Here is a 13,273-nt window from a genome sequence, read left to right as displayed (position 1 = left end):
ACAATATAATGGAACAATTAGGGAAAATACTGATCGTGGATGATAATGAGGATGTTCTTTTCGCCCTTAATCTACTCCTTGAACCCTACACCGAGAAGGTAAAGGTAGCTGTAACTCCGGATCGTATTGAGCACTTCATGACTACCTTCCAGCCTGATATTATCCTGCTCGACATGAACTTCAGCCGTGATGCTATCAGTGGTCAAGAAGGATTTGACAGTCTGAAACAGATCTTGAATATTGATCCCCAAGCTGTAGTAATCTTCATGACTGCATACGCTGACACAGATAAAGCTGTGCGTGCTATTAAAGCCGGTGCCACAGACTTTATTCCTAAACCGTGGGAGAAGGAGAAGCTATTGGCAACACTTTCGTCAGGAATGAAACTACGACGTTCGCGTTGTGAGATCAATCTACTCAAAGAACAAGTAGAGGTATTGAGTAGTACCGTTGCCGGTACTTCCGAAGAGATGATTATCGGAGACTCGGCCGCTATGCAGGAAGTCTTCTCTACTATTGACAAACTACGTGATACAGATGCTAATATCCTCATATTAGGAGAAAATGGTACTGGTAAAGATGTAATTGCCCGTTTGCTTTACCGAAACTCTCCGCGTAAAGAAAAGCCATTTGTTACAATCGATCTTGGAAGCATTCCCGAACAACTATTCGAGAGTGAACTGTTTGGCTATGAAAAAGGTGCTTTTACCGATGCTCGTAAGTCCAAAGCCGGACGAATGGAAGTCGCAACTGGTGGTACTCTTTTCTTGGATGAGATTGGCAATCTTTCCTTGCCTATGCAAGCTAAATTGCTTACTGCTATAGAGAAACGTCAGATCAGTCGTTTGGGCAGTACGCAATCAACCTCTATTGATGTACGCCTTATTTGTGCCACAAATGCAAATATTCGTCATTTGGTAGAAGAAGGTGATTTTCGTCAGGACTTACTATATCGCATCAATACAATAGAATTACATATTCCTCCTTTAAGGGAGCGCGGTAATGACATTATTCTTTTAGCAGAATATTTCCTACAACGTTATGCTCGTAAATATGAGAAAGAGATGCGTGGACTTACGCGCGAAGCGAAAAATAAATTATTAAAATATGCCTGGCCCGGTAATGTACGCGAGCTACAACACACCATGGAACGTGCGGTAATATTGGGAGACGGTTCCCTACTCCGTCCTGAAAACTTTATGTTTCAAGCTTCCACTCCCCGTCAGAAAAAGGAAGAAGAAGTGCTCAATCTCGAACAGTTGGAGCGGCAAGCCGTGGAACGTGCTATGCGTCTTAGTGAAGGCAATGTGACACGCGCTGCCGAATATCTCGGTATTACCCGCTTCGCTTTATATCGGAAACTTGAAAAATTAGGATTATGAAACGATACTCATTCATTGTAGCACTGCATATTATTGGTATTGCTTTGTTTTCAGTCGGAATCTTTTTATTGGTAGATGCCGGGCTATGGTTCAGTTCATTAATGGCTTTTCTGATTTTACTTGCCATTGCTATCCATTTATATCGTTTGCAAATGATGCAAATACGTATGATGCGCCATCTTGCCGAGAGCCTGCGTTACGATGATATGATGCTTTCTTTTCGCTCTCCTTATCACAACCGTTCCATGGAAGACATGGTAAATGAGTTATCAGAAGCAATGAAGAATTTTCGTACTCGTGTATTAGAACGCAACGAGATGGAAGCTTGGCAGAAACTGATCCGTGTATTGACGCATGAAATCATGAATTCAATCACTCCTATCATATCCTTATCGGAGACATTGAGTGAACGCGAAATGACGGAAAAGAACTATCCGGTTATGCGTCAAGGTATGCAGACCATACATCGACGGAGTAAAGGTTTATTGGAGTTTGTAGAAAATTACCGTAAGCTGACGCGCCTTCCTGCTCCTGTTCGTTGTCCGGTATCCGTGCGTGAATTATTGCAAGACTTGCAAAAGCTGTTTTCAGAAGAATACATCCATATTGAAATACCTCAAACAAATAGAACTCTGCAAATAGATCGGACTCAGATAGAACAAGTCTTAATCAATCTGATTAAAAATGCCAAAGAAGCATGTGGTAAGGTTCAAAATCCATTGATAGAAGTGAAAATGAATCCGACTGCGTCGTGGCAGTGTCTCATTACTGTTCAAGATAATGGGGAAGGTATATTACCGGAGGTTTTGGATAAGATATTTGTTCCGTTCTTTACGACAAAAACGTCCGGTTCGGGAATAGGGTTAAGCTTATGCAAGCAAATCATGAACCGCCATGGAGGAAACATTACTGTACAATCAATCGTAGGTCAAGGTAGTTGTTTTACTCTACAATTTGGATGATGATAATCTTTCAAAGACCATGCTTGAAATAAGGCATGGTCTTTGAAAGATTATTTATTTCTGTCTTACATAACGTAATGTATATCCATAATTGGAACTCAATATTAAAGAATCAGCTGTTAGCTTTTCTATTTTCAAAGTATCTATTCCTTCAATTTCCATACCATTGCCGATACTTTTTACGGCAAGGAAGAGATCATCACCTTTTTGTTCCCAACTTTTATAAACTAGCGTAGCCATATTAATGGAGGATGCTTCTCCTCCTGCATCCATTTTAATACCTTGTACTTGTCCCGGTTGTCCTTCGATAGGCATCACCCATGAACCAACAATCGATTCTGCATTTTTTTTTCCTCCACAAGCTGCTAATGCCATTACTATGACTACCGCTCCTAAAATAAATTTTTTCATATCATTTCTTTATTTGAATGTGATTTGTTTATTATGCACATATTTACAAAGATAAGAATAAAAGAGAAGTTCGCAAAAGGAATATATTTTTTTTGATTATTAATTGTTGTTTTCCAGTGTTTTATAAAATAGTTATACAGAAAACTATCAAAATGTTTGGTGTATATTGAAATTGTTTTTACCTTTGCACTCGCTTTTAAGAAGTAAAGCATTCGGGGTGTAGCGCAGTCCGGTTAGCGCACCTGCTTTGGGAGCAGGGGGTCGTGGGTTCGAATCCCGCTACCCCGACGAAAGAAAGACTTAACTAGTAATTAGTTAAGTCTTTCTTGTTTTATAATTATAATATCTCTTTTCGCTTTTAGATACTTTTCTTTCGTTTTAGTGCAACTGATACTTGAAGACTCTCTTTTTTGTGTATTTTTGCATTGAAATAAATAAGGCAGTTCATGAACACGTTTGTAACATACATTTCTCGTAGATTCTTACTGATTGGATTGATTGGGGCGGCCTTTACTATATACCCTAATATAGTATGTCTGCCATGGGAGCTTTATTGCCCTGCGGCAATAGAGTATAGAACTGTATACTGTCTTTTCTTCTTATTCCGTTTCCTCTATTTCTGGGGGTTATTTTCAATCTTGATTCGATTCAATTTGCATAAAGCGGCATTACATACGTTAAAACGCCGGTTCTATTATAATTTAATAATTTCAACTGCGGCTTACGCTATTTTTGTTCCTTTGTCATTACTCTTCTCTTTTTGTGGTGCGCGCGACCATCTTGGTAGTGTACTTATATTTCAGTTTCTTGTAATTTGTGGCGTTAGTACCTTGCTAGGGCATATTATAATGCTATACATTACCCAGCAGGAAAAGGAAATGGAGATAGAAAGGTTGCGGACTGAGAATTTACAAAGTCGTTGTGATGCCCTGACAAATCAGATTAATCCGCACTTCTTTTTCAATTCACTCAGTGGTATCTCATCGTTGATACGTAAGAAAGACGATAAAATGACTTTGCAATATGTCGATGAATTATCAGATATGTTTCGTTATATTCTGCAAAGTGATCGTAAGGGCATGGTTTCACTGCGTGAGGAATTGGAGTTCATTGAAGCGTTCCGGTTTGTTGTCGAAGTTCGCTTTGCCAATAAGTTAACCTTTACCATCCAAATAGATGAAGCGGTGAAGGATTCGTTGACATTGCCTGTGTTATCCTTGCTTCCATTGGTCGATAATATTGTAGTTCACAATAGAATAGATGCTGATCATAAAATGGAAATCTCCATCTGCCTGAACGAAAAGAATGAACTGGTAGTTTCAAATCCTATATATCCCAAACTTACTCCACCCCTTACTAATGGTACGGGATTGAAGAATCTAGAGAATAGATTTGCCTTATTGACTAGCCGAAAGATCAGGATAGAAACTATCGATGAAAAGTTTATGGTTTATCTACCTCTAAAATAATCTACGATGAGAGTACTGATAGTTGAAGACGAAACATCGTCGTATGAGAATCTGAGGGAAATCTTACACGAAATCAACCCTGAAATTGAAATTGCTGGAAATACGGAAAGTGTAGTACAGACAATCAACTGGTTGAAGTCGAATCCTGCTCCCGATTTGATTTTCATGGATATACACCTTTCTGATGATTCTGCTTTTGCAATCTTCGACAAGATCAATGTGGAAACTCCAATTGTTTTTACTACTGCTTACGATCAATATGCTATTGATGCATTCAAGGTGAATAGTATAGATTATCTGCTAAAACCCATCAAAGTAAATGCTGTAGAACATGCTATTGAAAAGTTTAACAAGCTCAATCATACTGATATCACGCATTATTTGTCGCAGTTGATGCTACTTTCACCTTCATCAAGACGAAGAGGTAAATTACTGATACCGTATAAAGATAGCCTTATTCCGGTTAATATGTGTGATGTATCTTTCTTTTATACAAGTGATAAAAACACTTTTGTGTATAAGAATGACAATACTCAATATCCTTACTCTAAAACATTAGATCAGATAATGACAACTCTTGATCCGGAAACTTTTTTTCGAGCAAATAAGCAATTTATAATCCGAAGAGAAAGTGTTGTCAACATTACGATATGGTTTGATAGCCGTTTATTGATAACTTTAGCTACCGATGTACCGGAACGTATTTTCATCAGTAAAAACAAAGCTGCTGAATTTAAAGCTTGGTTAACAGCAGGCTACTAAAAATAAAGAATAAACTCAAAATAATAATTTGTCATGTTACGAAAAATTAGACTGACTATTGCAATGATTTGCTTTACACTCATCACCTTGCTATTCCTGGATTTTACAGGTACATTGCATGGATGGTTTGGGTGGTTGGCTAAAATCCAGTTTTTACCGGCAATATTAGCACTAAATATAGGTGTGGTATTGTTGCTTGTGGTTCTTACATTGATATGCGGACGCATTTATTGTTCTGTAATTTGTCCTCTGGGAGTATTTCAGGACTTAATAGCATGGTTGGGGCGAAGACCAAAAAAACGTAGAAAACGCCCCTACTCTTATTCTCCCGCATTGTCTTGGCTGCGATATGGAGTATTGGGAATATTTATAGTTACACTGATTGCTGGAGCCGGAACTTTGGCAGTCTTGCTTGCTCCTTATAGCTCGTATGGTCGAATTGCTAATAATCTTTTCCAGCCCTTGTGGCAATGGGGAAATAATCTGCTTGCCTACTTAGCTGAACGTGCAGATAGTTATGCTTTTTACGAAGTAGATGTTTGGGTTAAAAGTTTGCCTACATTTATCATAGCTGTAGTTACACTCATTATACTTATTGTCCTGGCAGGACGTAACGGACGAACTTACTGCAATACAATCTGCCCGGTAGGAACAATCTTGGGAGTTCTATCACGTTATTCTCTATTTCGCATTACGATTAATACAGAGAAGTGTAATAATTGTAGTCTCTGTTCTCGTAATTGCAAAGCCGCTTGTATAAATTCTAAAGAACATCAAATCGATTATAGCCGTTGTGTAGCTTGTATGAACTGTATTGAGAAATGTAAACATGGGGCAATCTCTTATAAGTTCAATCCTATCGGCTCGGCAAAAGCTACCAAACAAACAAATGAAACCCGTCGTAGCTTTTTATCTGCAATAACCCTGGTAGCTGCCACTTCTGCTCTTAAAGCTCAAGAAAAGAAAGTGGATGGCGGACTGGCAACCATAGAAGATAAAAAAATTCCGGAACGTAATACTCCTATCACTCCTCCGGGATCATTGAGTGCCCGCAATTTAGCAAACCATTGCACTGCTTGCCAACTTTGCGTATCAGCCTGCCCTAACCAAGTATTACGTCCATCGACTGAACTAACGAAATTGATGCAGCCCGAAATGTCTTACGAATGTGGTTATTGCCGACCGGAATGTACAAAATGTTCAGATGTATGTCCCACTGGTGCTATTCATCCGATAACTAAAGCTGATAAATCTTCTACCCAAATCGGTCATGCCGTATGGATTAAGAAGAATTGCATACCATTGACTGATGGAATGCAATGTGGAAACTGTGAGCGTCACTGCCCCGTAGGAGCTATACAAATGGTCCTCAGTGATCCTACTGCCAAAGATTCCCTTAAAGTTCCGGTAGTAAATATAGAGCGATGCATCGGCTGTGGAGCTTGTGAGAATCTTTGCCCTGCTCGTCCCTTCAGTGCCATCTACGTAGAGGGGCACGAAAGACATCGTATTGTATAACATTTTGAGACAAATTACTATATAATAATATGGAAGATCATTCTAAAAATATGAATCGCCGTGATTTCCTAAAAATAGTAGGTATCACCGCTGCAACATCTACTGCCGCACTTTATGGATGCAGTTCAAAGGATAACAATCCGAACAGTAAAGCTTTAGGAGCAGTCCCTACTGATAAAATGACTTACCGAAGTTTCTCCAACTTGGGTGATGATAAAGTTTCTCTTTTAGGATATGGATGTATGCGCTGGCCTACTGTTCCTTCACCCGATGGCAAAGGAGATATGATAGATCAGGATGCTGTAAATGAATTAGTGGATTATGCCATTGCCCACGGTGTGAACTATTTCGATACGTCTCCGGTCTATGTTCAAGGTTGGAGTGAAAAGGCAACAGGTATCGCTTTGAAACGCCATCCTCGTGAATCATACTATCTGGCAACTAAGCTCTCCAATTTCAGCAATTGGACGCATGAAAACTCTCTTGCCATGTACCGCAAGTCATTTGAGGATTTGCAAGTCGATTATCTGGACTATTATTTGTTGCATGCCATTGGTGGTGGTGGAATACCCAATCTTAAAGCACGTTATATAGACAACGGCATACTCGACTTCCTGAAAAAAGAGCGTGAAGCCGGACGTATTCGTCGATTAGGCTGGTCTTTTCATGGAGATATAGAGGTATTTAACTATGCTTTACAGATGCACGATCAGGGTGAAATACACTGGGACTTCGTGCAGATACAGCTTAATTATGTGGATTGGAAGCATGCTTCAGGTAGCAATATCGATGCCGAATATCTATATGGAGAATTAGAAAAACGCAGTATTCCTGCTGTTATTATGGAACCTTTATTAGGAGGACGCCTCTCCAAAGTGCCCGATCATATTGTGGCGCGACTCAAACAACGTGAGCCGGACAGCAGTGTTGCATCTTGGGCATTCCGGTATGCAGGCTCTCCCAAACTGGTACTCACCGTGTTGAGTGGCATGACGTATATGGAACATCTTCAGGATAATATCCGTACCTACTCTCCTCTTGTGTCATTGACCGAAGAAGAGACTCAATTCTTATACGATACGGCGGACTTGTTAGTTCAATACCCCACCATTCCGTGCAACGATTGCAAATATTGCATGCCTTGCCCCTACGGAATAGATATTCCGGCTATCTTAGTACATTATAATAAATGTGTCAATGAAGGTAATGTGCCCAAGAGCAGTCAGGATGATAATTATAGGGAAGCCCGCCGTGCATTTCTTGTAGGTTACGATAGAAGTGTACCTAAATTGCGACAAGCTAGCCATTGCATCGGCTGTAATCAGTGTACACCACATTGTCCTCAAACAATTAAAATTCCTCAGGAATTACAACGTATCGACAAGTTTGTAGAACAACTAAAACAAGAAACATTAGGACAGGAAAATATTTAGACAGAACAGAATCCAACTAAACTCACAAAATTATAAATGGAAAGCATTATTGATATACTACATACGGGAGGATATTCCTGTGTATTAAAGAACCAAACAGAGATTCGCACTTTTACTCAACGTGGAGTAGCCGATTTATACGATTTATATCAATCTGATCCTACTTTCATGCAAGGTGCATCTATTGCTGATAAAGTTATTGGTAAAGGTGCTGCTGCAATGATGGTACTTGGAGGCATAAAAACGGTTTATGCAGATATTATTAGTACTCCGGCATTAACTTTGCTTCGTGATGCTGGCATAAATACTACTTTTTCCCAAGAGGTTCCACATATTATTAATCGCGATAAAACAGGTTGGTGTCCCTTGGAAACAGCTTGCGATAAACTGAAATCCGTAACTGAAATGTATCCGGTCATCCAGAATTTCATAACTAATATTCGGTCAAAGGGAAGCTTTTCTTGCATTTTGTTGGCTTGTTTATTAGCAGGAAGTGCTTTACAGGCAAAAGCACAAAATGACACATTGAAAGTGTCCCGTAATGTGAACATAGGAGAAGTAGTGGTGACTGGTACGCGAAATGAAACAGATATTCGCCATTTACCAATGACTGTTTCGGTCGTAGGTCGCCCTCAGATAGAAAAACGCTATGAACCCTCTCTTCTTCCTACCCTTACCGAACAAGTTCCCGGACTTTTTACTACGGCCAGAGGAATTATGGGATATGGAGTATCTACAGGAGCAGCAGGGGGCATGAGTTTGCGTGGTATAGGTGGAAGTCCCACTACCGGGTTGCTGGTGTTGATTGACGGACATCCTCAATATATGGGATTAATGGGACATCCTATCGCCGATGCTTACCAATCTATGCTAGCGGAACGGGTGGAAGTACTTCGTGGTCCGGCTTCTGTATTGTATGGTTCGAATGCAATGGGTGGAGTTATTAATATTGTAACTCGTAAACAAGTGGAAGATGGTATAAATACAGGGATAAATGTAGGTGCAGGTTCTTATGGTACCCTTCAGACAGAAATATCAAATCGAGTAAGAAAAGGACGTTTCAGTAGTGTGGTTACCGGTTCTTACAATCGTACAGATGGACATCGTGCCGATATGGGCTTTGAACAATACGGTGGATATGCCAAGTTGGGATATGATATTATGAATAATTGGAAGGTGTGGGGAGATGTAAATATTACTCAATACAATGCTTCGAATCCGGGCTTGACAACTGCCCTGCTCATTGACAATGACTCACGAATAACTCGTGGTATGACCTCTTTTGCACTTGAAAATCATTATGAAGAAACATCAGGAGCTCTTAGCTTCTTTTATAACTGGGGACGCCATAAGATTAATGATGGATATTCTCCCGGAAAGGAGCCGCAGAAATCGCATTTTAATTCCAAAGATAAGATGTTGGGAATTTCGTGGTATCAGAGTGCTACACTATTTACCGGAAACAGATTGACTGTTGGCTTGGATTATCAACATTTCGGCGGTGAATCTTGGAGCCGTATTGTAGCAACAGGTGAACGTAAACCTGGTGTGGATAAACAAATGGATGAATTTGCCGGTTACGTTGATTTCCGTCAGGATATAAGTAGTTGGCTTTCATTGGATGCCGGAGTTAGAGTCGATCATCATTCTCATGTAGGAACCGAATTTATCCCACAGGGTGGTTTAGCCTTTCATTTACCTGAAAGATCGGAATTAAAAGCGATGGTGAGTAAAGGTTACCGTAACCCTACTATCAGGGAGTTGTATATGTTTTCTCCCAATCCGGAATTATCTCCTGAGAAATTAATGAATTACGAACTCTCATACTCTCAACTCCTATTAGACGGGGCATTCTCTTATAGTGCAAATTTGTATTATATTAATGGTGATAATATAATTATTGCTGTTCCGGATGAAAATGGTCGTCGACAGAATATGAATACCGGAAAAATTGAGAACTGGGGAGCAGAAGTTGCCATTGCCTATCGTATCAATTCAACATGGAGTATGTCTGCTAATTATAGCTGGCTACACATGGAACACCCGGTTGTGGCAGCTCCGGAACATAAATTATTCTTTGGAGCGGATTATACCAAAGGGCGTTGGGGAATTTCTTCCGGCATTCAATATGTAAAAGGATTATATACTTCAACCACAGCAAATAATGAAAAGCAAGAAAACTTTGTCCTTTGGAATATTAGAGGTAATTATCGTTTATGCAAATATGCCCAACTTTTTGTAAAAGGTGAAAACCTATTGGCGCAGCGTTATGAAATTAATATTGGTTATCCTATGCCGAAAGCAACCTTTATGGGTGGGGTTAATATTAACTTTTAGTGAGGCACATTTAAGCCCATCATTTGTAACTGATACCTTTCTCGGTAAACATACTGAAATCTTCTTTACACAAGCTAATATCATCTAATGGACAAGCTTCGTTGTGGTCATTCAGATAAACTCTGGACTTCTCCGTATACAAAGGATTGATTACAGATAGTGAGTCATTCCTATACGGAGTTTCTATACCACTTAACTCAAGCATAGTCGGAAAAAATGAAACACTCGAAGATATATTCTTCTGTTGATTCTTTTGTGCACCCTCCAATAAGGAGGGATATGCTTCTTTATAGCTTTCTGACATCCAAACCAAGAAAGGTACATGCATCTGATAATACGAAGGTACCGGAGATGCATGAAGGAATAGTCGCCTGTTATCATCAAAAATATCTTCTCCATGATCAGAAGTATAAATCATTGCCGCATCAACATTTTGCTTTTGCAGCATCTCAATAAGTCGTGCCAAGAAAGAATCTGTATAACGGATGGTATTATCATACGCATTAACTAGATTATCTCTATATTTGGCTTCCGCATCGGCAGGTGAGTCCGGAACGAAGAAGGCTTTGTCAGCCGGATAACGCTCCCGGTAATTGAAATGAGAACCATAAGTGTGGAGAACTATAAACTGTTTGGTAGCTTCTTTTTCCAGTTCTTTTGCTACTAGTTTCAACAGTTCGTCATCCGAAGGATTATAACCGGGATCAGCTACATCCTCTTTTATAAAATCAGATGTATCCGCTTCCTTGCCAAAGAAATCTATAAATGAACGATTATAACGTTGATTTGAGAAAAAAGCTGTTTGAAAGCCTACCTCATTGAATGCTGTGATAATTCCTTTCTGATAATAAATGGAATCGAAGTCGCTAGCGCTAATCGAAGATAATAACATCGGTACACTCTTGTGCGTAGTATTTGATTCTGTTAATACATTGCAAAAAGCAGTTAGATCTTTTATTTTTGAAAGTTCAGGGTTCGTTTCACGCTCATAACCATATATTGACCAGTTCTTTGCACGCGAGGTCTCTCCTATTACCATCACATAAATTTCCTTTTTATCAGCCGGATGGGTAGGTTGGGCTTGAAACGTAAAATTCCGGGATGTATTGTAATAATCTTGTGTCAAAGTGGTTCTTTGAACTGCGAGCGCAATGTTGTAGCACACATTGGCAGGATAGAGATCCGATTTCATTTCATAACGTTTATCCAGCAAGTATGCCGATCCTAAAGATAACAGACCGATGGCAAGAACATACCCTGCCCGCTTTCTTTGGCGGTGAATAAAAGTATCGGATAACTTCCGCTTGCGAATAATAGAAATTATAGCCAAAACCAATGCAGGTATATAAAGTAATACCACAATGATGATAGCCGGTATCAGATTATCCAGCAATTCCAACGCTTCACTTGAATTGGTAGTTACCAGATTCAAAAACATGTCTACGGCAATGATAGATTGTCCGAATAGATATAATAGTACTATTTGAAATGCTCCGAGGAAGATAAACGGGAATAAGATCCAAAAAGTCTTCCCACAATTTCTTGACCAAGTCATTACTATATAATAGAGGGAAAAAGGCAGCAAAATATTGCATACTTTTGCCACCAATGGCATAGGTTCTGTAAAACAGAGTACGATATTGGGTACTATCAGAATAACTAGAAACAAATAAAATAAATGTTCCTGATTATCAAACCATTTCTTTATGTCTTTAAAAAGCTTCATTGATATTAAATATAAATCCGGTTTGGTGTTTGCCAAAACCTAAGTCTAAACGTACATTTACTCTTTTTTTAAACTCCCAGCGATAGCCAAAACCATAATTAGGGAGAATGTGTTTGGTTTTAAATTCAGAGAATTTAGGAAAAATAGTTCCGGCACCTGCCCAAACAGCAACTCCATTTCTTTTCCATACATGCTGACGCAATTCCAACTGGGCATCCATAGCGCATTTGTCACGATAACGTCCCTCATAATATCCACGCATGGAATATGAACTGCCTAACGTTGCCATTAACCCCCATGGTGGATTTCCATAGTTTAATAGTGTATGAAACTGACCGGCCAATACTCCACCTTTCCAAATGGTATGGTAATAATTCGTAGTCAGTTCAGTACTACTAAATGCATATTTGTTCCCCAGGAATGCAGGGCTGAAACGTTGGTCAATTCTTAAATAGTAACCCTTGTAAGCATTTGTCAAGAAATCGCGCGAATCATATAGCAAAGAAAATCCAAGACTGCTATTCGTAGTGCGTGCACTCATGCCTTCCCACAACTCTGGTTTCTCAAAATCATGTCCGTACACATAATCAAATACAGCCATCGGACCCATATAAAAATTCTGCACTAAGCGGAACATAAAGTCAACTTTGACTTGTGCCTGAAAACGATTATACTCACTTTTATTATCGTTGTTTGCACCATTATCATAACCTTTCCCCCAATAGTAGCTTGGGAACGAATAGAAATATAAGTTATAGTTTAAACGGTATTTGTTCTGTGGAAAAAGATGATTTCCTCGTATTCCTAATAAATAGAAACCTACTGTAGATACATCTCCATACAATGAAACATTGGATGGTGGCAAAAACGTATCATTCCTGTCAGTTCTATATAATCCTGCGGCCACTAATCCAAGTCCTAGTTTGGTATCGCTTGAATAGTGGGGTCCTCCAATGACACTAAAATCGAACTTCTTGTTCTTCTTTTCTTTATTAGCATCATTGAAATAGTCAAGGAACTTCTTAAAAAAACTATGTTTCTTAGGAAGGGAATCGATCTTAGGTGTATGCGTAGAATCTAACTGGGTAATTACTCCTGTAGAACTATCTTGTGCATGAATAGCAGTATCTGTTATCAGCAACGACACCAATAATATATATCTAGTAAGTTTTGTGCTCATCTCTTCTATGAAACTGTGGGAGCAAAGTTAGTTTTTGTTGTTCTCATTACAACAAAAAAAATGCTCTTTTTGTTTTCCAAAATTCTGATTTAA

The 13,273-nt window shown here is 39.2% G+C and carries 10 protein-coding genes and 1 tRNA gene; 8 read left to right on the top strand and 3 right to left on the bottom strand.

What is annotated here, in order from left to right:
• Nucleotides 1-8 precede the first annotated feature (8 nt).
• Together Q1W14_RS00525 and Q1W14_RS00520 are read left to right on the top strand one after the other, a co-directional pair.
• Entirely contained in the window at nt 9-1,382 is a 1,374-nt protein-coding gene (locus Q1W14_RS00525; RefSeq protein WP_300698200.1) for a sigma-54 dependent transcriptional regulator, read from the top strand.
• Entirely contained in the window at nt 1,379-2,344 is a 966-nt protein-coding gene (locus Q1W14_RS00520) for a HAMP domain-containing sensor histidine kinase (protein ID WP_300698198.1), read from the top strand. Before Q1W14_RS00525 ends, Q1W14_RS00520 begins: the two co-directional genes overlap by 4 nt.
• A 54-nt stretch (nt 2,345-2,398) precedes the next feature.
• On the opposite strand, the gene Q1W14_RS00515 is transcribed toward Q1W14_RS00520, so the two are convergent.
• Nucleotides 2,399-2,755, bottom strand: a complete 357-nt coding sequence (locus Q1W14_RS00515; RefSeq protein ID WP_300698196.1) for a lipocalin family protein — start codon at nt 2,753-2,755, stop codon at nt 2,399-2,401.
• Nucleotides 2,756-2,968: 213 nt separating this feature from the next.
• Here Q1W14_RS00515 and Q1W14_RS00510 point away from each other — a divergent pair.
• The 6 genes from Q1W14_RS00510 (at nt 2,969) to Q1W14_RS00485 (ending at nt 10,274) form a co-directional block, all read left to right on the top strand.
• A tRNA-Pro gene (locus Q1W14_RS00510) sits at nt 2,969-3,043 on the top strand.
• A gap of 158 nt (nt 3,044-3,201) precedes the next feature.
• Nucleotides 3,202-4,224: a sensor histidine kinase gene (locus Q1W14_RS00505; protein WP_300698194.1), complete on the top strand. Its 1,023-nt coding sequence runs from the start codon at nt 3,202-3,204 to the stop codon at nt 4,222-4,224.
• A 6-nt stretch (nt 4,225-4,230) separates the two neighbouring features.
• Nucleotides 4,231-4,986: a LytTR family DNA-binding domain-containing protein gene (locus Q1W14_RS00500; protein WP_300698193.1), complete on the top strand. Its 756-nt coding sequence runs from the start codon at nt 4,231-4,233 to the stop codon at nt 4,984-4,986.
• A gap of 33 nt (nt 4,987-5,019) precedes the next feature.
• Entirely contained in the window at nt 5,020-6,504 is a 1,485-nt protein-coding gene (locus Q1W14_RS00495; RefSeq protein WP_300698191.1) for a 4Fe-4S binding protein, read from the top strand.
• A gap of 29 nt (nt 6,505-6,533) precedes the next feature.
• A complete protein-coding gene (locus Q1W14_RS00490; protein ID WP_300698188.1) occupies nt 6,534-7,937 on the top strand; it encodes an aldo/keto reductase in 1,404 nt (467 codons plus the stop codon).
• 36 nt (nt 7,938-7,973) lie between these two features.
• Nucleotides 7,974-10,274, top strand: a complete 2,301-nt coding sequence (locus Q1W14_RS00485; RefSeq protein WP_300698187.1) for a TonB-dependent receptor — start codon at nt 7,974-7,976, stop codon at nt 10,272-10,274.
• 19 nt (nt 10,275-10,293) lie between these two features.
• On the opposite strand, the gene Q1W14_RS00480 is transcribed toward Q1W14_RS00485, so the two are convergent.
• Nucleotides 10,294-12,000, bottom strand: a complete 1,707-nt coding sequence (locus Q1W14_RS00480; RefSeq protein WP_300698185.1) for a lipid A phosphoethanolamine transferase — start codon at nt 11,998-12,000, stop codon at nt 10,294-10,296.
• Nucleotides 11,987-13,180, bottom strand: coding sequence for a BamA/TamA family outer membrane protein (locus Q1W14_RS00475; protein WP_300698183.1), 1,194 nt, complete (start codon nt 13,178-13,180; stop codon nt 11,987-11,989). The genes Q1W14_RS00480 and Q1W14_RS00475 overlap by 14 nt, the downstream gene beginning before the upstream one ends.
• Nucleotides 13,181-13,273 lie beyond the last annotated feature (93 nt).

This window comes from Bacteroides sp. (genome assembly GCF_030151085.1).
In the GTDB taxonomy this organism is placed as follows: Bacteria; Bacteroidota; Bacteroidia; order Bacteroidales; family Bacteroidaceae; genus Bacteroides.
This window is presented reverse-complemented; position numbering and strand designations above follow the sequence as displayed.